We start from the raw sequence: 19,398 nt of genomic DNA, 5'->3' as shown, positions 1-19,398 counted from the left end.
AGGTGGCCATGACCCTCGGACGTCGGGATTTTGTGAAGCTCGCAGCGGGCGTAGGCGCGCTACCTTTTTCGCACGGTGCGCTGGCGCAGCTCGCGCCCAACCCGGCGAGCATCCGCCCGCCCTCGCCGGCCGAGCGCACGGCGATGGGCCGGTTGGCGCAGACCTTCATGGACAAGTTCGAGGTGCCGGCGCTCTCCTTTGCGATCGGCTACGCCGGTGCGATCGTCCATCAGGCCGCCTTTGGCGTTGCCGATCGCGAGCAGAATGAAGCAGCGACGCCGCAGCATCTGTTTCGCATCGCCAGCGTCAGCAAGATGATCACCTCGGTCACGCTGTTTCGGTTGATCGAGGAGAACCGCGTCAAGCTCACCGACCGCGTGTTCGGCCCCGGCGCGCTGCTCGGCACCGATTACGGCGCGCCGCCCTACTCGCCCGGCATTGACCAGATCACGCTCGAGCATCTCCTGACCCATACCGGCGGCGGCTGGACCAACGACAACCGCGATCCCATGTTCACGCATCCGCACATGGATCATGCGCAGCTCATCACGTGGACGCTGGCGAACCGGCCGCTGGACCGTCCGCCGGGCCAGCACTACGCCTACTCCAATTTCGGCTATTGCGTGCTGGGCCGGGTCATCGAGAAGCTCACCGGCCAGCGCTATGCCGAGCACGTCCGTGCCGAGGTGCTCGGCCGTTGCGGCATCACCAACATGACGATCGCCGGCAACACAAGCGATCAGCGCCAGGCCGGCGAAGTCGCCTATTACTGCAAGGTCGAAAGTCCCTACGGCATGAATGTCCGGCGGATGGATTCCCATGGTGGCTGGATCGCGACGCCGACGGACCTCGTGCAATTCCTGATGCATGTCGACGGCTATACGCGACCAGCGAACATCCTGCGGCCACGCAGCATCGAGATCATGACGACAGCGCCCAGCTACAGCCCGGACTACGCCAAGGGTTTTTGCATCAACAAGTCAGGCAATTGGTGGCACAATGGCAGCCTGCCCGGCACCAGCACCATCGCGGTCAGAACCCATGGCGGCTTCTGCTGGGCCGCCTTCAGCAATGTGAGCCGGCCGAATACCAAAATGGATGACGACCTCGACGAGCTCAACTGGAACATGGCGCGCCAGGTCAGCGAATGGCGGGTGGCCTGAGCCATGATCCGGGAAGGTGGATGCCTCTGCGGCGCAGTACGGTTCAAGGCGGAAGGCGAGCCGCTGAACGTGCGCATCTGTCATTGCCGCTTGTGCCAGAAGGCGATGGGCTCGCCCTACTTCGCCCGCGCCCAGTTCGACCAGAAAGCGCTGACCGTCGAGGGTGACACCAGCCGCTATGCATCGTCCGAGAATATCGATCGCGTGTTCTGCAAGAATTGCGGCACGCGACTGTTCTCCTGGCGCCGCAATGGTACGCTGGCGGGCGTGGCGCTCACAACCTTCGACGACCGCAATGCCTTCACGCCGACCGAACACATCTGGGTCTCGGAAAAGCTCGCCTGGCTGAAGCTCGACGACGGCCTGCTGCAATATGAGACGACGATCCCGGCGTGACGACGATCATTTGCAGCGTGGCATTTCGGAACCGGCCGCCCTATGTTGAGCTGAAGCGTTGCTGCACCGCCGGTTTGGCCGGGTCGTCTGCAAGGCGGACAGGCAAACCGGGACAGATGCAACGTGAACATTTCCTACTATGACCTCTCCGTCTGGGTGCTGCCACTGGTGCTCGCCATCACCTTCCATGAGGCCGCGCACGGCTTCGTCGCGCACCGTCTCGGCGACAACACCGCCTGGCAGCTCGGCCGCGTCAGCTTCAACCCGCTCCGCCATATCGACCCGTTCGGCACCCTGATCCTGCCGGCGATGCTGCTGTTTGCGCATTCGCCGTTCCTGTTCGGGTATGCCAAGCCGGTCCCGGTGAACTATCGCAATCTCAAAAATCCGAAGCTGGACATGGTTTGGGTGGCGCTGGCCGGTCCCGCCACCAACATCCTGCTGGCGCTCGTCGCAGGCCTTGCCCTCCATGCCCTGCCCTGGGCTCCGGCCGGTTCGGCGCAATGGATCTTCGACAACCTCAAGAATGCGCTGCTGATCAACGCCGTGCTAGCGGTCTTCAACATGATGCCGATCCCACCGCTCGACGGCGGACGGGTCGCGGTCGGGCTGTTGCCCCGTCCGCTCGCCCTGCCGCTATCACGACTCGAGCCGTTCGGCATGCTGATCCTGATCGCGCTCTTGATCCTGCTGCCGCTGGCGGGTTCCCAGTTCGGTCTAAATCTTGATGTTATTTCAGCAATACTGCGAACGTTGACCGGTTATGTGATTCAAGCTGTTCTCTTGCTGACCGGCAATGCGTAGTTGAAGCCGTACAGTTTAAGACGCTGCACTTGAATATCCTGCACTTGAAGACAAAGCCGAAGGGCTAGAGGCCAACTTGGTCAAAGCTGCCGATATGCTGATTGCGCGACGCGCCGACACCCGTGCCCGCGCCGATTTCGCCACGTGGAAGATGATGGCCAAGCTGAATGGGTTGTCGGCGCTGCCTGCGGACGCACAGGGCTTCCTCGATGGCTACAAGAAGCTGCTGGAACGGATGAGCGAAGGCGAGGCGGCAGAGGCCACCATCGCCGAAGTCTACAAATCCTATTACCTGGAGATGGGCGGCACCGGGAACCCGCCCGATGTACGCAGCCGGCCGGCTGAGCCGGCGGCGGACAATGTTACCGCCTTCCGGCGCCCCGCGCCCAAGCCGAAGAAGGCCGCCAAGTTCGGGGCAACGATGTTTGGCGGAACCGAGAAGCGCCCCCTCCCGGTGGCGCTGATCTTCGCCTGCCTGGTCGTGGTCTACGTCGGGATCAAGTTCTACTGGCGCTGAAGCCACGCCGCCTATTTCGACGGCTTCTTGAAATTCACCGGCAGGCTGAAGGCGAACTGATCGTCCGTGAGGTCGGCCGGCGGGACCGGCACGGGATCCGAGCGGCGCACCATCGATATGGCCGCATCGTCGAAAGCGGGATCGCCCGAGGACTCGGCCACGTCGACGGAGACGACATTGCCGCGGCGGTTCAGGACCAGGCTGAGCTTGACCGTCGTCGTCTTGCTCTTGTCCTTGGGATAGCGCTTGTGAATCTCGAAATAGGCACTGATGCGCTTGCCCCATTCGGCCGTCAGCTTGCGAAGGTCCTTGCCGATGCCCTGGTGGGGGGCGGCCGCCTTCTCGTCCTCGCGCGCGTCTTCGTTCAGCGCCTGCCTCGCCGATTCCTGGGCGTTCGGCATTTCCTCGATCGCCTGGGTTTCGACCTTCGCCACCTTCGTGGTGTCCTCGACCGGCTTCTTGGAGTCGTTCTCGGTGACGAGGCGGTCCGGGTCTTCAGCTTCCTGAGGTATTTCCTTCGGCAGATCGGTCTCTTTCACCTCGGCCTGCTGCTGCATCTGCTGCGGCTGGAACTGCGAGGCTTCGCTGTCCGGGCCAGGCAGCAAATCCGTCTCGGAGAGTTTTGGCGAGGTCATTTCGACGGCGTATTCCGCGCCGTTGGCGCCGAGGCCATCGTCACCGTCATCGGGGCGAAGGTTCGCCAGCGCCAGCGCGGCCCCGCCAAGGTGCAGGCCAATCGCCGCAACAGCGGCCAGGATCCACAACGGCCGCGAGGTTTTTGCCTCGAACACGGGGTCGGTCATCGCGCTGCCATCAGGGTTGAACCGCTCCTTGCGCCGGCCCAGCCGCCGCAGGAGGTGCCTCGAGCGCCACCAGCTTGATCCGAGAATAACCGCCGGACCGCAGGATTTCCATGACGCCCATCAACTCGCCGTAAGGCACGGTCTTGTCGGCGCGCAGGAACACGTATTTGTCCTTGCTCATGTCAGAGATTCCGTCGAGCGAGCTGACCAGGTCGGTTCGCTTGACCGCGTTTTCTCCGATGGCGAGCGTCAGATCGGGCTTGATGCTGACATAGGTCGGCTTGTCCGGCTTCTTCTGCGGCATCGCGCTCGACGTCGGCAGGTCGATCGGCAGATCGACCGTCGACAGCGGTGCCGCGACCATGAAGATGATCAGCAGCACCAGGATGACGTCGATGAACGGCGTGACGTTGATGTCATGCGTCTCCGAGAAATCGTCGTCGTCATCATTGTCTGTGAGCGAGACAGCCATGGCTTACTCCGCCGCGCGCGAATGCGCGCCGCCGTGGCTGCGGTCGAGATCGCGCGATAACAGCCGGGCCGCAGCACCCGAGGCGCGGCTGACGAGCTCGAGATAGCTCTTCGTCACACGCGAGAAGTGATTGTAGATGATGACGGCGGGGATCGCCGCGACGAGACCGATGGCGGTGGCGAGCAGCGCCTCCGCGATGCCCGGGGCGACGACCGCGAGGTTAGTGGTCTGCGATTTCGAGATGCCGATGAAGCTGTTCATGATGCCCCAAACGGTGCCGAACAGGCCGACGAACGGCGACGTCGAACCGATGGTCGCAAGCACACCCATGCCGATGCGGATGCGCCGCGCTTCCGCGCGCACGATCTCGGCGAAGCTCGAGGCCGCGCGCTCCTTGATGCCGCTGTCGCTGGAGAGGCCCGCCGACATCCGCGCCTCGCGCAGCGCCGCCGTCAGGAACGACGGCAGGATGCCCTCCCTGCTGCCGAGCGCCATCTGCGCTTCCGCAAGCGAGCGCACCTCCGCGACCTTCTTCAACGCCGAACGCAGCTTGGCGGACGCGACCGACAGCTCGATCGATTTCGCGATGAAGACGGTCCAGGTCACGAGCGAGGCGAAGGCAAGCCCGATCATCACCGCCTTGACGATGATGTCCGCCGACATGAACATCACCCAGGGCGACAATTCCTTCATGGCCGGCGCGATGCCGGCCTTCGCAGCGCCACTCGCTTCGGGTGCCGGAGCCACGACAGCATCGGGCGACGATGCGGCAGGCGTCCCGGCCGCGGGCGCTGCAATCGCGCTTGGCTGAGCCGCAGCGGCGGGAGCCGGCTGAGCCGCCACGGGTGCCGCGGGCCGCGCCGGCGCGGCCTGCTGGGTTTGTATCTGGGCAGAAACAGGAGCTGCGAGCCAGGTGGCCGTGAGCAGCACGGCGGCAGCGAGGCTTGCTTGGAAAGATGTGATCTTCATACTTCGGCCCAGGTGCGAATAAGGTTGTGATAGATGCCCGTCAATTTGACCGTTTCGGGATCGTCACGCCCGAGCCGTGCCACCAGCGCCTGAATGGCGGTGTCGAGGTCAAAGATCATGCTGCGGGCGTGATCGTCGCGTATCATGCTCTGAAGCCAGAAGAAAGACGCAACCCGCGCCCCCCTCGTCACCGGCGTGACCAGATGCAGGCTGGTCGAGGGATAGAGCACGCAGTCCCCGGCAGGCAACTTGACTTCGTGCGAGCCGTAGGTGTCCTCGATCACAAGTTCGCCACCGTCGTAGTCCTCGGGCTCGCTGAGGAACAGCGTCACCGAAAGATCGGTGCGGATGCGAAGGCCGGTCAGCCGGTCGCCGCGGATCGCGTTGTCGACATGCAGGCCGAAATGATGGCCGCTGTCCGCCGCATAGCGGTTGAACAGCGGCGGAAAGATCTGGAGCGGGATCGCGGCTGCCAGAAATCGCGGGTTCGACGTCAGCGCCGAGATGATGCGATTGCCGAGCTTGCGCGCGACCTCGCCATCCGGCGGCAACTGCTCGTTGCGCTTGACCATTGCTGATTGCGCGCCCGCGGTAGAACGGCCGTCTTCCCATTCGCTGGCGTCCATGATGCGGCGGAACTCCGCCACATCGTCCTTGCTCAGGACGCCTTCTATGCATGTCAGCATGGCACCTCGTTATCTCTCCATCAGTAGCGCGCGGAGATCACCAGATAGGCCGCGCGACCTGGTGCTTCCAGCACGAAGGGCGCGGCGCTCTGGTACAGCGCGTCATAGTAGCGTTTGTCGAAGATGTTGTTGACGAACAGCTTCACTTGCCAGTTCTTGTTGATCTTGGCCTCGGCGAAGGCATCGAAACGCCAATAGCCGGGGATCGATGTGCCCTGGTTCGCCGCGAGGAACGTACCGCCATAGATCTTCGAACGGTAGACCGCCTGGCCGCCAAGCTCCCACGTGTCGTTCAGTTGGTACTTGCTGAGCATGCTGAATGACTGATGCGCCACGTTCGTGAGCGGCAGGCCAACGTTCGTGCTGTAGAGAATCGGATTCGCAGGCGGGATCAGCGACTTCGTGACCTCCGATTGCATCAACACTAGACCGCCGAAGACACTCCACTTGTCGGTGATCTTGCCGCCAACTCCAAGGTCAATACCGCGAATGCGATATGCCGCGCCTGCGGTGATGCAGGAGACATTCCCTGTCGTTGCTGTGTAGGGACATGCTGCAGTCGCAGTGGCAGCCGTCACGTTACGCGACTCGCGAGCATTTTCCTTTTCTGTCTGGAAGAGCGCGGCTGTCACCAGCAGATGCCGGTCGAACAGCTCCCACTTGGTACCAAGTTCAATCGCCTTGTTCTTTTCCGGACCGAATATCTGAGGAGGGGCGCCGTTCAAGACCGGCGCAAGGCCTCCGTACTGAATGCTCGTGCCGTCAAATTCGGCACCGACCGGGTTCGACGAGGTCGCGTAGGCCACGTAGACGCTTCCATTCGGCAACGGCTTCAGGGTGACGCCGAGATTGAAATTCGGCATCCCGTAGTCTTGTTGTTGCTGGCCGAAAGCGTTCAGGTTTCCTCCGTTGACCGAACCCCAGCCGTTCACCTTGATATTGTAGTCGTCGTAGCGGACGCCACCGTTCAGGATCAGCAGGTCGTTATAGTTGGCCGTATCCATCGCGTAGACACTTTTGGTGTCGATCCGAATGTCTGTCGGCTTGCCTGTAAGGCCGGCGGGGATTCCGAACGGAAGGTTCGTGTATTGTGGGTAGAACACGCTCACGCCAGACAACGAGTTGCCGATGAAGCCTCCCGGCAGCGCTTCCGAGGCAAGGCCCGTATAGCTGTCGATCGACGACGTCTCGTGATCATACTCAAAGCCAGCAAGCGCCGTGTGTTTAAATCCAACACCATCGTTAAACTTGTAAGTCGCCTCCGTCTGGTTGGCGATCACATCCGTGGCTTGATAGCGGCTCTGCGGATTTGCAGTAAGCGTGTAGGCCGTAAACGGAGCACCCGGGGCAAGCGTCGGCGACTCTGGAAGCGTACCGATGTAGTTCTGCGTAGAGTGAGAATCCCGGAACCTGTTGGTGATCAGCAGGTCAGGCGTAATCTGCGCTTCCGCGTTGAGCGAGCCGATATCCTGACCAGTCCGGTAAAAATCGCGGTTGACGAAGCCGTACCAGTTGTTGCGGCTAGAGCCGAAGTCCGGGAAGGGCCCACCTGCAGTCGTCGCGGTGCTCGGCCGGTAGTACGGCACGCCGAAATCCGGGAGGCCGGTCAGCTCGGTATGGACGTAACCTGCTGTGATTTTGACCGCATCCACCGGCTTCCAGGTGGTGGCGACGAACGCACCGTCGCGATTGTCTCTCACATAGCTGCGTCCGGCAACATCGGCATCCTGAAACAGGCCGCCGGCGCGGACGGCGAACGTCGGATCGATCACCTGGTTGACATCGAGCGTCACACGCTTGGTCCTGTCAGTGCCAAACGTGGTGTCCATGTTGTAGAAGCTCTTTTCCGCCGTCGCCTGCTTGGTGACAATGTTGATCGCACCACCGGCCGTACCGCGCCCGGCAAAAGTCGAGCCCGGACCACGCAGGATCTCGACCTGCTCGGTGAAGAAGTTCTCGCGGACGCTGACGCCGGAATCGCGCACGCCATCGATGAAGACGTCGTTGCGGGCATCGAAGCCGCGGATGAAGAAACGGTCACCGAAAGCGTTGCCGCCCTCGCCCGTACCGAGCGTCACGCCGGCCGTGCTCAGGATCGCCTGTTTCAGCGTCGTGGCGTTCTTGTCCTCGAGCACTTCCTTGCTGAGAACGGTGATCGACTTCGGCGTGTCGACCAGCTTCTCCGGAAATTTGCCGCCGGCCTGAACGTGATCAACCTTGTAGGGTGCAGCCGGGTCCGCATAGGGATTGCGATCGGGCGCCGGCCCGGGCACATCGATGACTGGAGCGGTTGCGGCCTGCTGACGCTGCTGTGCGGCACGACGCAGCGCGTTCCGGGCGCGGACCTGGTCGGGTGTCGGCTTCGCGGCGGTGGTGCGCGGTCGCTCCTTCGGCGCGTCGACGTTCACGGGCGGCAGAGTTGATTGCTGTGCCTGCGCTCCGCTCGAGACGGACGCCACCGCAATCAAGCTTGCAACAGTGGAAACGGTCTTGCCGGCCGCAATATCGAAATTGCTGCCAAATGCTTGCCGTGCCGCGGTCGACCGCAACGACCGCGGAGCCCTCGCCATACCCATCCAACGCCCCATTCCGTTTCTGCAATGCGCCGCATTGCGACAATGCGACACGCTGGTGGTATCGAGCGGGGTAAAGTGGGTCAACGCAATCACGGCAGCAGTCGTCTTGAATCGATCCAGATCAAAACGATTCTAAACCGGAGTTTGAAATGGTTCTAAACTCGAGCTTGTAAGCATTCTAAACGGGAGCCAACGTTTGTCGTTGCGATGCTGGCTGCGCGACCGCGACGAACGGCACGGCGCTACGATAGAGCGTGTCGTAGTAGACCAACATGCGCGACGAACGATGGGGCAGTGCAAAAAATCAGGTCAATGCGAGAAGGCCCGCGCGACCACTTGAATCGCTCCAGTTCAAACCGATTCTAATATTACGAATTTGAAATTGCCGAAATGCCGCGCGACGCGTTGAAGCAGTCCGACACGGCAGCGCTTGTCTTCGCGCATCATTTTGCGCAGCCGTCAGTCGCTGCTCGGCGGCTTCATCAGCGAGAACAATTCGTCGACGGTGCGCTGCGCGGTCGCGCGCACGCGATCGGTGTTGTCCATGCCGGCGATGTTGACGCCGTTGACGACGGCTTTGATCTCGTCGCGAAAGTCGGTGAGGAAGCGCAGGGGATCGCGCTGTTCATTGGCGACGCGCGCAATCAACCCCGTGATCAGAATCTGACACGCGATCAGCTTGCCGTTCAGCTCGTCCATCATATGCTCCATTTGTGGCGGGCCGATATGAACGACGCTGATTTTCCTGACAACCGATACGGCACGCGGCCGGTTTAGAACCGTCCTAACTGCGATCAACCCGACACATCGAAGCTGCGTCCAACCGCATGCGACGCCACCGCATGGTTGACCGCTTACGCGGTCCGCGCGCACTGCCTAGCTTTTGCACTTTGTCGGCTTGCATCGGGAAAATGCAGCACTGCACACCGCCGCGTCACCTGATTGCCTACGGGGTGCAAAGCTTTCCAATTGTTTAGGATTCTCAACGGATAGTGCTGTTTACACTGGAACTTGGCGTGTATTATACAAGCCTTGCTGGAACCCTTTCATAGCCCCGCAATTCGTTGTTTGGGCATACAAGCCGATACGCTCAAATATGAAAAAGTCACGGCCGATCCTGTGGATTCTCGTCATCGCAGCTGTGGCCGGAGGCGGCTATTACGGCTGGCAGCGATACTTGGCGACTGAGGCCGCGAAGGCCCAGGCCTCGCAGAAGAGTGCGCCGCGGGTCGCCGCCGTGCCCGTGAGCATCGCGCCGGTCCAGAAGGCCGACTTTCCGGTCTACCTGACCGGCCTCGGCACGGTGCAGGGCTTCAACACCGTACAAGTCCGGACCCGGGTGGACGGCCAGATCGACAAGATCGCCTTCACCGAAGGCCAAATGGTCAAGCAAGGCGATCTCCTGGTCGAGATCGATCCGCGACCGTTCCAGGCCGTCCTCGATCAGGCCAAGGCCAAGAGGGCACAGGACGAGGCCAATCTCGCCAACGCCAATCTCGATCTGCAGCGCTACACCAAGCTCGGCGAATTCGCGACGCGGCAGCAGACCGATACGCAACGCTCCACCGTTGCCCAGCTCACCGCCCAGATCGCCGCCGACGAAGCCGCGATCTCCAACGCCCAGACCCAGCTCGACTACACCCAGGTCAAGTCGCCGATCACCGGCGTCGCCGGCCTGCGTCAGGTCGACATCGGCAACATCGTCAACGCCTCGTCCCAGACCGGCGTCGTCACCATCGCGCAGGTCGAGCCGATCACGGTGATCTTCACCGCGCCGGAAGACCAGCTGCCTTATATCAGCGAGGGCCAGAAGTCCGGCGAGCTCAAGGTGATCGCGTTCACCACCGACGGCAAGAAGACGCTGGCCGAGGGTAAGCTTGCCGTCATCAACAACCAGGTTGATACGACCAGCGGGACTATTCGGCTCAAGGCGGTGTTCGACAACAGGGAACACACACTGTGGCCGGGACAATCGGTGTCGACACGCCTGTTGGTGCGGACCCTGAAGGACGCGACCATCGTCCCCGATGACGCGGTGCTGCATTCGACCAACGGCCTCTACGCCTATACCGTCGGCCAGGACAACAAGGCCGAGGTTCGCAAGCTCAAGGTCAGCTACTCCATCGACGGACGTTCGGTCGTCGATGAAGGTTTGAGCGCCGGTCAGCAGGTGATCACCGGCGGTCAGTATAAGGTGCAGCCCGGCAGTCTCGTTTCGACCGCCGTGGCGAGTTCGGATCCGGTTCAGAAAAACAAGGTTGAGCAGGAATGACCGAAGGCGGGATTTCGGCACCTTTCATCCGTTATCCCATCGGCACATCGCTGCTGATGGCCGGCATTCTTTTTGTCGGTCTCGTCGCCTATCCCCTGCTGCCGGTCGCCCCGCTGCCGCAGGTGGACTTTCCGACCATCCAGATCACGGCCAATTTGCCGGGCGGCAGCCCGGAGACGATGGCCTCGTCGGTCGCGCAGCCGCTGGAGCGCCAGTTCGCCCAGATTCCCGGCATCGCGCAGATGACCTCGACGAGCTATCTGGGCACCGCCTCGATCACCATCCAATTCGACCTCAACCGCAGCATCGACGGTGCCGCCAACGACGTGCAGGGCGCGATCAACGCCGCCAGCGGCCAGTTGCCGAAGAACCTGCCCTCGCCGCCGACCTACCGCAAGGTCAACCCGGCGGACTCACCGATCCTGCTGTTGTCGGCGACGTCGGACACGCTGCCGCTGACCACTGTCAGCGATTCGATTGACGCCCAGCTCGCCCAGCAGATCAGCCAGATCTCCGGCGTTGCGCAGGTCTTCATCGGCGGCCAGCAGAAACCCTCCGTCCGCGTCCAGGTCGATCCGGGCAAGCTCGTCGCCAAGGGCCTGTCGCTGGAGGACGTTCGCAGTGCCATCGCGATCACCACCGTCGACAGCCCCAAGGGCAATATCGACGGCGACAAGCGCGCTTACACGATCTACGCCAACGACCAATTGTTGCAGTCCAAGGACTGGAACGACGTCATCATCGCCTACCGCAACGGCGGCCCCTTGCGGATCAAGGATATCGGCCAGGCCGTCACCGGTCCTGAGGACGCCAAGCAGGCGGCCTGGGCCAACGGCAAGCGCGGCGTATTCCTGGTCGTGTTCAAGCAGCCGGGTGCCAACGTCATCGAAACTGTCGACCGGATCAAGGCGACCCTGCCCCGCCTCGTTGCGGCGATCCCGCCCGCGATCAAGATCGAGCTCATCAGCGACCGCACCACCACCATCCGCGCCGCAGTCGCGGACGTGCAGTTCACGCTGCTGCTGACCATTTGCCTCGTGGTCATGGTCATCTTCATCTTCCTGCGCAGCTTCTGGGCGACCGTGATTCCCGCCATCACGGTTCCGCTGGCGCTACTCGGCGCCTGCGCCCTGATGTGGGTGTTCGGCTATTCGCTCGACAATCTGTCCCTGATGGCGCTCACGATTGCGGTCGGCTTCGTCGTCGACGACGCCATCGTGATGCTCGAGAACATCACGCGCTACATCGAGGAAGGCGACAAGCCGCTCGCCGCTGCCTTCAGAGGCTCCAAGGAAATCGGTTTCACCATCGTGTCGATCAGTGTCTCGCTGGTCGCGGTGCTGATCCCGCTGCTGCTGATGGGCGGCATCATCGGACGCCTGTTCCGCGAATTCGCCGTCGTGCTGGCGATGACGATCTTCGTCTCGATGTTCGTGTCGCTGACGCTGACGCCGATGATGGCCTCGCGCTTCCTGCGCTCCCACAGCGAAGTCACCCACGGCAAGTTCTACCAGTGGAGCGAGCGCGCCTTCGACGCGATGCTGCGCGGCTACGAATACGGGCTGGACCACGCGCTGGCCTGGCGCCGCACCACACTCGTGATCTTCTTCGCCACGCTGGCTGTGTCGGTCTATCTCTTCGTCCTGATCCCGAAGGGCTTCTTCCCGCAGCAGGACGTCGGTCTGATCACCGCCACCTCAGAGGCCTCCCAGGACATTTCCTTCAAAGATATGGTCAGACGCCAGGAGCAGCTCGGCAAGATCATCATGGCCGACCCCGACGTTGCCAGCGTGGCCATGGCGATCGGCGGCAGCGGCCGTGCCGGCAACAACGGCAACCTGTTCATCACGCTGAAGCCTCGCGACCAGCGTGAGGCCTCGGCCCAGCAGATCATCGCGCGGCTGCGCCCGAAGTTCGACAAGGTGGAAGGCGCCCGGCTCTACATGCAGGCGGCGCAGGACGTCCGGCTCGGCGGCCGTCCGACGCGCACGCAGTTTGAGTTCACCTTGCAGGACGCCGACCTCGGCGAGCTGAACGAATGGGCGCCCAAGATTCTCGCCAAGATGCAGACGCTGCCGGAGCTGCGCGACGTCGCGACCGACCAGCAGACGCAGGGCACTACGGTTCAGCTCACGATCAACCGCGATACTGCCTCGCGCTACGGCATTCAGCCGCAGTTGATCGACGACACGCTCTACGATGCATTCGGCCAGCGACAAGTCACCCAGTACTTCACGCAGCTCAACAGCTACCACGTGATCCTGGAAATCCTGCCGGAGATGCAGGCCAGTCTCGACAGCCTGAACAAGCTCTATCTGAAATCGCCCTTGACCGGCGACCAGGTGCCGCTGTCGACCTTTGCGACCTGGACCACCGATCCGGTCCGTCCGCTCTCGATCAGCCACCAGGGCCAGTTCCCGGCGATCACGATCAGCTTCAACCTCGCCCAGGACGTCGCGCTCGGCCAGGCCACGCAAGCCGTGCAGAAGGCAATGGCCGATCTCGGCGCCCCGCCGACACTCAATTCGAGCTTCCAGGGCACTGCGCAGGCATTCCAGCAATCGCTCGGCACCGTGCCGCTGCTGATCCTTGCTGCGCTGGTCGTGGTCTATCTGATCCTCGGCATCCTCTATGAGAGCTACATCCATCCGATCACGATTCTGTCGACCCTGCCCTCGGCCGGCGTCGGCGCGCTGCTCATTCTGATGGCCGCCGGCTTCGACTTCAGCCTCATTGCCTTGATCGGAATCATCCTGCTGATCGGCATCGTGAAGAAGAACGGCATCATGATGGTCGACTTCGCCATCGCCGCCGAACGCGACGGCAAGACGCCGGAGGAATCGATCCGCCAGGCCGCGCTGCTCCGCTTCCGCCCGATCATGATGACCACGATGGCCGCGCTGCTCGGCGGCGTGCCGCTGATGCTCGGCCACGGCACCGGCGCCGAGATCCGCCAGCCGCTCGGCTACGCCATGGTCGGCGGCCTGATCGTCAGCCAGGCGCTGACGCTGTTCACCACGCCGGTCGTCTATCTCTATCTCGACAAGTTCTCGAACCTGTTCAAGAGCCATCCGGCCGAGGACGAAGGGCACGAGACGACCGGGCACGGCACCGTCAAGGAAGCCGCCGAGTAAGCTTGCACCGCGGCTCCCGCAACGCTACAGCGTGGCCCTCGGTTCACGCCAACGCGGTCTCGCCATGCTCATGCAATCCAGACTTGTTGCTCTCGCCGCCGCTGCCCTATTGTCCACGGGCGCCGCGCATGCCCAGCAGGGTGCCAAGAAGAACGGAGCTCCCCCTGCCGCGCAGCCCGCTCCCGCACCGACCCAGCCGCAGGCCGAGGGCGCTCCGGCGCAGCCGGGCTGGATCGCGCGCTGCACCAGCGCGAGCCGCGACGCTCCGCTCGAATGCGCGATCGAGCAGAACGCGGTCCTGACCAAGACCGGCCAGACCATCGTGCTAGTTAACATCCGCATCGCCCCCGATACCCGCATGCCGGTCGCCCTGCTTCAGCTGCCGCTCGGCCTCAACCTCCCGGTCGGCGCGAAACTCCAGGTCGACGAGGGCAAGACGGTCGATCTCCAGATCCAGACCTGCGAGAACCGCGGCTGCTACGCCTCTACGCCGATCGCGCCGGACCTGCTGGCGAGCCTGAAGTCGGGCAAGCAGTTGAAGGTCTCCTTCCAGAACATGGCCAAGGAGACGATTGCGATCCCAATGCCGCTGAACGATTTCGCGGCGGCCTTCGACAAGATCAAGTAAGAGCCCGCCTCTACCGTCGCGCCATCCGCGCGTTGCCGACAACAGCGCCGTCAGGCGTCTGGTCATCGCGTATGGCCGCACGCAAGTGTCCAGAGGGCAGCCGGTCAGTCCACGCCCAGATAGGCCTTCTGCACCTGCGGATCCTCGGCCAATGCCGCCGCGGTGCCGGACAGCACGCTCCTGCCGACCTGGAGCACGGTGGCGAAGTCCGAGACCTCCAGCGCGAGCTCGATCGATTGCTCGGCGAGCAGGATGGTCAGGCCTTCGCGATGCAGGCGACCAAATGTTTCGTACATGGACTCGACCACCGCCGGCGCGAGGCCGAGCGATGGCTCGTCCAGCATCAGGAGCTTCGGGTCGCTCATCAACGCGCGACCGACCGCGAGCATCTGCCGCTCACCGCCGGACATGGTGCCGGCGCGCTGGTTGCGGCGTTCCTTCAGTCGCGGAAAAATCTCGTAGACGCGCTCGAGCAGCGTGGCCTGGCGCGACTTGTCGTGCAGCGGCGTCGCACCGAGCATGAGGTTGTTCTCGACACTCTGCTGCACGAACAGGCGCCAGCCTTCCGGCGAGAGCGCCAGCCCCTTGCGCACGATCGCAAAGGCCTTTTGGCCGGCGATATCCTCGCCGCGAAAGCTGATCGTTCCTGAATGTACGGGGATGAGGCCGGCGATCGCGTTCAGCGTCGTGGTCTTGCCGCCGCCATTGGAGCCGAGCAGCGCGACGACGCTGCCCTCCGGCACCTCCAGCGAGACGTCGGAGACGCCGATGAGGTCGCCATAGCGCACCTCGAGATGTTCGATCCTGAGCAACGGTCCGCTCATAGATCCGGCCCGCCCATCAGCTCGACCGGCGTGTGGCCGGCGGCCGCCTTCGCCGCGCGTTTGCCGAGATAGGCTTCGATTACCGCCGGATTCAAGGTGACCTCGCGGGGTGACCCGCGGGCGATCTCCTTGCCCTGGTGAAACACCATCACGCGGCTCGCCAGCGACATGATCACTTCCATGATGTGCTCGACGATGACGAGCGTGATGCCGGAGCGATGGATGTCGCGGACGAGATCGATCGCGAGCTTCACCTCGTGCGCGTTGAGGCCCGCCATGGCCTCATCGAGCAGCAACACTTTTGGCTCGGTCGCGAGCGCGCGGGCAATCTCCAGCCGCTTGCGGCCGGGCGTGCCGAGCGAGCGCGCCGGCGCATCCGCAAGCCTGATCATGCCCACGCGCTCCAGCACGGCGCGCGCCTTGGTCTCGGCTTCCTTGCGATGTGCGGTGCGCAGGAACGCACCGATCATGACGTTCTCCAGCACCGTCATGCCCTCGAATGTCTGCGGCACCTGGAAGGTACGGGCAAGCCCGAGCCCGGCGCGCAGCTCCGGCGCGAAATCGGTGATGTCGCGTCCCTCGAACAGGACGCGGCCCGAAGTGGTCTTGAGATCGCCGGTCATGCAATTGAAGAAGGTCGACTTGCCCGCACCATTCGGGCCGATCAGGCCGAGAATGTCGCCCTGCTCCAGCGTCACGGAGGCGTCATCCACCGCCTTGAAGCTGCCGAACGCCTTGGTGATCCCGCGCGCCTCAAGGAGCATGGCCAGCTCCTGCATCGGTCGTTGGCTTCCTGCGTCGCGTGAACAGGCTGAGCAGGCCGCCGGGCTGGAAGCGCGCGATCAGCACGATGATCGCGCCATAAAGCACGAAGGTGAGTCCGGCACCCTTGCCGCCGAGCCAGCTGTTGGAGATCTCTTCCAATGGCACGAGGATCGCCGCGCCCACCAGTGGCCCGAACAGCAACCCCGCCCCACCGAGCGCGGCCATGATCAGGATCTTCACCGAGATCAGGATGCCAAGCCCGGACTCGGGATCGACGAAGCCGAACATCATCGCATAGAGCGCACCGGCGACGCTGGTGAATGCCGCGCTCAGCATGTAGGCGTAAAGCTTGGTCCGGCTCGCGGGCGCGCCTAGCGAGCGCGCGGCGCGCTCGGAATCCTTGATCGCGCGCAGGTAAAATCCCATCCGGCTGTTGGTCATCCACCAGGTGATGAACAGCGTGATCGAGAGGATGACAAGGAAGAGATAGAAGTACGGCAGCGACGACAGGAACGAGAGATCGAAGATGTTGCGAGGCACGGTCGGACCCGAGAGGCCGACGGCCGCGCCCAGCCAGTTGGTGTTGGTCACGATCAGCCGCATCGTCTCGGCGACCGCGATCGTCGCCATGCTGAAATAATGGCCTGATAGCCGCAGCGTCGGCACGCCGATGATCGCGGCGAGCCCGACCGCCAGCACGATGCCGCCGGGGATACCAAACAACGGCGATAGACCGAATTTTGCGTAAGAGCCCATCGCTGCGTAGGCGCCGCAGCCGAAGAACACGACATGGCCGACCGAGACCTGGCCGGCATAGCCGCCGACGATGTTCCAGGCGGACGCCGCGATGGCGTAGAGCAATACCAGCGCGCCGAGGCGCTGCTGGAACGGCGAGGACAACAGCAGCGGATAGGCAATCGCAACGGCCGCGACGACCGAGAGCCAGATCAGGCGCCGCATCACATCTTCCCCATCAGGCCCTGTGGCCGGAACCAGAGGAAGAACAGGAACAGGACATAGACGACGATGTCCTTGTAGACCGCGCCGATCAGATAGCCGGACAGCGACTCGATCACGCCGATCAATAGGCCCGCGACCAGCGCACCGGGCACGCTGCCGAAGCCTCCGAGCGACACCGTGACGAAGGCAACGATGCTGAGCGTCTCGCCGACCGTTGGCACGATGTAGAAGAAATTCGCGATCAGCGCGCCGGCCAGTCCCGTCGCGCCGGCCGCGATCGCCCAGGCGATCGCCTGCATGGTGTCGGGCTGGATGCCCATGAGCTGCGCCGCGGTCTGATCCTCCGCCACCGCCAGCATTTTCGAGCCGAGCGAGGTACGCGTCAGCAACAGATGCAGGCCAAGCGTCACCAGCAGCGCGACCACGCCGGCCAGCAGCCGCGAGGCCTCGATGCGCAGGCCCGCAAACGCATAAGTGCCGCCGACAATATCCTGCGGCATCGACAGGAAATTGGCGCCGAACCACCAGAACACGGAATAGCGCAGCAGCAGTGCGAGGCCGAAGGTGCCGAGGATCTGCGCCAGCATCGGCCCCTTCATGATGTCGCGGATCAGGGCGAAGTAGACGACGACGCCGACGGTTGCGAGCACCAGCGTCGCCAGCGGCGCGCCGAGGATCGGCCCGCCTCCCATCAAGGCGTAGACGACATAAGCAACATACATGCCGAGCATGACGAAATCGCCGTGCGCGAAATTGACGATGTTCATCATGCCCCACACCAGCGTGAGGCCCGAGGAAAACAGGGCGTAGACGGCGCCAAGCAGAAGCCCGCCGACAATCACCTGCACCAGAACGAAGGACATGAGCTGCGTTGCTCTGATCAAATCATGGGACGGGCGGGGCGCGCGGCCTCGCCTTCAAAAAATCTCACCAGCCCCTGTAGGGCAGAACCGGCGGCTTCTCGGCACTGGCCTTCGGCCATACCGAGACGTAGTTCTCGCCATCCTGGAGCTGGATGATGAGGCCGGAGGCCAGAACGTTTTGGCCCTTGTCATCGAACTTCACGCCCTTGTAGCCCATCATCAACTGTTCCGGCTTCAGGTCCGTCGCCTTCAGAGCGGCCTGGATCTTGGCGGGATCGGTCGAGCCGGCGCGGTCGATCGCGTCGGCGAGCACGAAGAAGCCCTGCATCTGGCGACCGACAGTGTCGTCCATCTCCTCGCCGCTCTTCTTCTTGTACAAGTCGGCGATGATGGCCGACGGCGAGCCGGACGGGCCCACCGCCCATGACGAGCGGTTGAACACGCCTTGCGAGATCTTGCCCACCGCCTTGATGAAGGACGGGTCGGAATAGCCGGCATCGTCGGCGAGCAGGATCGACGGCTTGTAGTCGAGCGACTGCATGGTCTTGGCGAACAGGATCGCATCCGACGTGTAGCTGATCATGATGATCACGTCGGGTTTCTTGTCCTTGAGCTGGAGCACCTGGCCCTGCACATCGGTCGCGTTGACGGGATAGGCGACGTCGAGCGCTACCGGCTGCCCCTTCTCCTTGAAAGCGGCGCTGATCGTGTTGGCGACCGAGGTGCCGTATTCGGTGTTGTCGTGGACCAGTGCGATCGCGTCGGTCTTGGCGCCGCTCGCCTTCATGTCGGCGATGAAATCGACATAGGCTTTCGCAAAATCTGTTGCGATCGGCGTGGTGCGGAAGAACCATTTGAAGCCGCGCTCGGTCAGATTGGCGGCGACCGATTCCGAGTTCAAATAGGGAATGCCGTATTTCTCGGCGATCGCACTCGAGGTCAGCGTGATCCCGGACTGATAGGCGCCGAACACGGCCGCGACCTTGTCTTCCGTGATCAGGCGCAGCGCCTGGTTCTGCCCCGTCGCCGGGTTGCCCTGGTTGTCGGCGAAGACCGCCTCGATCTTGGCGCCGCCGAGCCCGGCAAGGCCTGCGTTCTTGGCCAGCGGCAAATTGCCGAGCTCGGGATGCGCATTGTTGATAATGTCCATGGCCACTTCGAGCGCCGCCTTGGCGTGCGCGCCGATCGAGGCAGTGCCGCCCGACATCGGCAGGATCACGCCGATCTTGACCACCTTGTCCTCGGCGCGCGCGTCGGCCGCGAACGCAAGGGACAGCGCGGCCGCGCAAAGGAGCCCCGTGACGTGCTTCAAAGTCATGAAATCAGACCTCCCAAAGGGTTTCCCCAACCAAGATTTTTTGGAAGGCTCGGACGAAACGCCCGCTTCCGTTTGATTATGCCTGGCGATGAGAGGATGGCATGCCAGCGGAGCACCGGCAAGGTGAAATGGACTGCGACGATGCTGCACAAGGAAGCAGCGATTGCGCAGGCGCGCGAGGTTCTATCTGGCGTCGTTCTGGGTTAGCGACAGTGTAACCCACCGACTTATGTTTGCGCGGGGGCGAA

The 19,398-nt window shown here is 63.0% G+C and carries 18 protein-coding genes; 7 read left to right on the top strand and 11 right to left on the bottom strand.

Annotated elements, in window-relative coordinates:
* Positions 1–8: 8 nt before the first annotated feature.
* The 4 genes from ACP2YP_RS17100 (at position 9) to ACP2YP_RS17085 (ending at position 2,880) form a co-directional block, all read left to right on the top strand.
* Positions 9–1,163 carry a serine hydrolase domain-containing protein gene (locus tag ACP2YP_RS17100; protein WP_426425489.1) on the top strand — a complete coding sequence of 385 codons (1,155 nt, stop codon included), beginning with the start codon at positions 9–11 and terminating at the stop codon, positions 1,161–1,163.
* Positions 1,164–1,166: 3 nt separating this feature from the next.
* Complete coding sequence (locus tag ACP2YP_RS17095) at positions 1,167–1,559, top strand: GFA family protein (protein WP_426425488.1); 393 nt, start codon at positions 1,167–1,169, stop codon at positions 1,557–1,559.
* A gap of 123 nt (positions 1,560–1,682) precedes the next feature.
* Positions 1,683–2,363 (top strand): site-2 protease family protein, encoded by a 681-nt coding sequence (locus tag ACP2YP_RS17090; protein WP_426425487.1) that lies wholly within the window; start codon positions 1,683–1,685, stop codon positions 2,361–2,363.
* A 94-nt stretch (positions 2,364–2,457) separates the two neighbouring features.
* Positions 2,458–2,880, top strand: coding sequence for a hypothetical protein (locus ACP2YP_RS17085; protein WP_426426183.1), 423 nt, complete (start codon positions 2,458–2,460; stop codon positions 2,878–2,880).
* Between the two features lie 11 nt (positions 2,881–2,891).
* Here ACP2YP_RS17085 and ACP2YP_RS17080 read toward each other — a convergent pair whose 3' ends face one another.
* The 6 genes from ACP2YP_RS17080 to ACP2YP_RS17055 all read right to left on the bottom strand — a co-directional run bounded on the left by ACP2YP_RS17080 (position 2,892) and on the right by ACP2YP_RS17055 (position 9,085).
* Positions 2,892–3,683 (bottom strand): energy transducer TonB, encoded by a 792-nt coding sequence (locus tag ACP2YP_RS17080; RefSeq protein WP_426425486.1) that lies wholly within the window; start codon positions 3,681–3,683, stop codon positions 2,892–2,894.
* Positions 3,684–3,693: 10 nt separating this feature from the next.
* Positions 3,694–4,155 carry a TonB system transport protein ExbD gene (gene exbD / locus ACP2YP_RS17075; protein ID WP_426425484.1) on the bottom strand — a complete coding sequence of 154 codons (462 nt, stop codon included), beginning with the start codon at positions 4,153–4,155 and terminating at the stop codon, positions 3,694–3,696.
* A gap of 3 nt (positions 4,156–4,158) precedes the next feature.
* Positions 4,159–5,124, bottom strand: coding sequence for a tonB-system energizer ExbB (exbB, locus tag ACP2YP_RS17070; RefSeq protein WP_426425482.1), 966 nt, complete (start codon positions 5,122–5,124; stop codon positions 4,159–4,161).
* A complete protein-coding gene (locus tag ACP2YP_RS17065) occupies positions 5,121–5,810 on the bottom strand; it encodes a Fe2+-dependent dioxygenase (protein ID WP_426425480.1) in 690 nt (229 codons plus the stop codon). Before ACP2YP_RS17065 ends, exbB begins: the two co-directional genes overlap by 4 nt.
* A 20-nt stretch (positions 5,811–5,830) precedes the next feature.
* The gene (locus ACP2YP_RS17060) at positions 5,831–8,386 is read right to left on the bottom strand and encodes a TonB-dependent receptor (protein WP_426426182.1); all 2,556 of its coding nucleotides are present in this window, start codon (positions 8,384–8,386) and stop codon (positions 5,831–5,833) included.
* A 459-nt stretch (positions 8,387–8,845) separates the two neighbouring features.
* The gene (locus ACP2YP_RS17055) at positions 8,846–9,085 is read right to left on the bottom strand and encodes a hypothetical protein (protein ID WP_188101395.1); all 240 of its coding nucleotides are present in this window, start codon (positions 9,083–9,085) and stop codon (positions 8,846–8,848) included.
* Between the two features lie 397 nt (positions 9,086–9,482).
* Here ACP2YP_RS17055 and ACP2YP_RS17050 point away from each other — a divergent pair, with 397 nt between their 5' ends.
* From ACP2YP_RS17050 to ACP2YP_RS17040, 3 genes are all read left to right on the top strand, one after another.
* On the top strand, positions 9,483–10,658 hold the full coding sequence (locus ACP2YP_RS17050) for an efflux RND transporter periplasmic adaptor subunit (protein WP_426425478.1): 1,176 nt from the start codon (positions 9,483–9,485) through the stop codon (positions 10,656–10,658).
* On the top strand, positions 10,655–13,792 hold the full coding sequence (locus ACP2YP_RS17045; RefSeq protein ID WP_426425477.1) for a multidrug efflux RND transporter permease subunit: 3,138 nt from the start codon (positions 10,655–10,657) through the stop codon (positions 13,790–13,792). Before ACP2YP_RS17050 ends, ACP2YP_RS17045 begins: the two co-directional genes overlap by 4 nt.
* A gap of 64 nt (positions 13,793–13,856) precedes the next feature.
* Positions 13,857–14,420 carry an invasion associated locus B family protein gene (locus tag ACP2YP_RS17040; protein WP_426425476.1) on the top strand — a complete coding sequence of 188 codons (564 nt, stop codon included), beginning with the start codon at positions 13,857–13,859 and terminating at the stop codon, positions 14,418–14,420.
* Positions 14,421–14,524: 104 nt separating this feature from the next.
* Here ACP2YP_RS17040 and ACP2YP_RS17035 read toward each other — a convergent pair whose 3' ends face one another.
* From ACP2YP_RS17035 to ACP2YP_RS17015, 5 genes are all read right to left on the bottom strand, one after another.
* On the bottom strand, positions 14,525–15,244 hold the full coding sequence (locus ACP2YP_RS17035; protein ID WP_426425475.1) for an ABC transporter ATP-binding protein: 720 nt from the start codon (positions 15,242–15,244) through the stop codon (positions 14,525–14,527).
* On the bottom strand, positions 15,241–16,008 hold the full coding sequence (locus tag ACP2YP_RS17030) for an ABC transporter ATP-binding protein (RefSeq protein ID WP_426425473.1): 768 nt from the start codon (positions 16,006–16,008) through the stop codon (positions 15,241–15,243). The genes ACP2YP_RS17035 and ACP2YP_RS17030 overlap by 4 nt, the downstream gene beginning before the upstream one ends.
* Positions 15,998–16,969 (bottom strand): branched-chain amino acid ABC transporter permease, encoded by a 972-nt coding sequence (locus ACP2YP_RS17025; RefSeq protein WP_426425472.1) that lies wholly within the window; start codon positions 16,967–16,969, stop codon positions 15,998–16,000. The genes ACP2YP_RS17030 and ACP2YP_RS17025 overlap by 11 nt, the downstream gene beginning before the upstream one ends.
* Positions 16,969–17,832 (bottom strand): branched-chain amino acid ABC transporter permease, encoded by an 864-nt coding sequence (locus ACP2YP_RS17020; protein WP_426425471.1) that lies wholly within the window; start codon positions 17,830–17,832, stop codon positions 16,969–16,971. The genes ACP2YP_RS17025 and ACP2YP_RS17020 overlap by 1 nt, the downstream gene beginning before the upstream one ends.
* 64 nt (positions 17,833–17,896) lie before the next feature.
* A complete protein-coding gene (locus ACP2YP_RS17015; protein WP_426425470.1) occupies positions 17,897–19,150 on the bottom strand; it encodes an ABC transporter substrate-binding protein in 1,254 nt (417 codons plus the stop codon).
* Positions 19,151–19,398: the final 248 nt, after the last annotated feature.

It is taken from the genome of Bradyrhizobium genosp. A, from assembly GCF_049949275.1.
GTDB lineage: Bacteria > Pseudomonadota > Alphaproteobacteria > Rhizobiales > Xanthobacteraceae > Bradyrhizobium.
This window is presented reverse-complemented; position numbering and strand designations above follow the sequence as displayed.

What these genes read in the sequence shown, in the direction of transcription:
- ACP2YP_RS17100 (WP_426425489.1), top strand. Translation starts at nt 9, where the DNA reads ATGACCCTCGGACGTCGGGATTTTGTGAAGCTCGCAGCGGGCGTAGGC.
- ACP2YP_RS17095 (WP_426425488.1), top strand. Translation starts at nt 1,167, where the DNA reads ATGATCCGGGAAGGTGGATGCCTCTGCGGCGCAGTACGGTTCAAGGCG.
- ACP2YP_RS17085 (WP_426426183.1), top strand. Translation starts at nt 2,458, where the DNA reads ATGCTGATTGCGCGACGCGCCGACACCCGTGCCCGCGCCGATTTCGCC.
- ACP2YP_RS17080 (WP_426425486.1), bottom strand. Translation starts at nt 3,683, where the DNA reads ATGACCGACCCCGTGTTCGAGGCAAAAACCTCGCGGCCGTTGTGGATC.
- exbD (WP_426425484.1), bottom strand. Translation starts at nt 4,155, where the DNA reads ATGGCTGTCTCGCTCACAGACAATGATGACGACGACGATTTCTCGGAG.
- exbB (WP_426425482.1), bottom strand. Translation starts at nt 5,124, where the DNA reads ATGAAGATCACATCTTTCCAAGCAAGCCTCGCTGCCGCCGTGCTGCTC.
- ACP2YP_RS17065 (WP_426425480.1), bottom strand. Translation starts at nt 5,810, where the DNA reads ATGCTGACATGCATAGAAGGCGTCCTGAGCAAGGACGATGTGGCGGAG.
- ACP2YP_RS17060 (WP_426426182.1), bottom strand. Translation starts at nt 8,386, where the DNA reads ATGGGTATGGCGAGGGCTCCGCGGTCGTTGCGGTCGACCGCGGCACGG.
- ACP2YP_RS17055 (WP_188101395.1), bottom strand. Translation starts at nt 9,085, where the DNA reads ATGGACGAGCTGAACGGCAAGCTGATCGCGTGTCAGATTCTGATCACG.
- ACP2YP_RS17050 (WP_426425478.1), top strand. Translation starts at nt 9,483, where the DNA reads ATGAAAAAGTCACGGCCGATCCTGTGGATTCTCGTCATCGCAGCTGTG.
- ACP2YP_RS17045 (WP_426425477.1), top strand. Translation starts at nt 10,655, where the DNA reads ATGACCGAAGGCGGGATTTCGGCACCTTTCATCCGTTATCCCATCGGC.
- ACP2YP_RS17040 (WP_426425476.1), top strand. Translation starts at nt 13,857, where the DNA reads ATGCTCATGCAATCCAGACTTGTTGCTCTCGCCGCCGCTGCCCTATTG.
- ACP2YP_RS17035 (WP_426425475.1), bottom strand. Translation starts at nt 15,244, where the DNA reads ATGAGCGGACCGTTGCTCAGGATCGAACATCTCGAGGTGCGCTATGGC.
- ACP2YP_RS17030 (WP_426425473.1), bottom strand. Translation starts at nt 16,008, where the DNA reads ATGCTCCTTGAGGCGCGCGGGATCACCAAGGCGTTCGGCAGCTTCAAG.
- ACP2YP_RS17025 (WP_426425472.1), bottom strand. Translation starts at nt 16,969, where the DNA reads ATGCGGCGCCTGATCTGGCTCTCGGTCGTCGCGGCCGTTGCGATTGCC.
- ACP2YP_RS17020 (WP_426425471.1), bottom strand. Translation starts at nt 17,832, where the DNA reads ATGTCCTTCGTTCTGGTGCAGGTGATTGTCGGCGGGCTTCTGCTTGGC.
- ACP2YP_RS17015 (WP_426425470.1), bottom strand. Translation starts at nt 19,150, where the DNA reads ATGACTTTGAAGCACGTCACGGGGCTCCTTTGCGCGGCCGCGCTGTCC.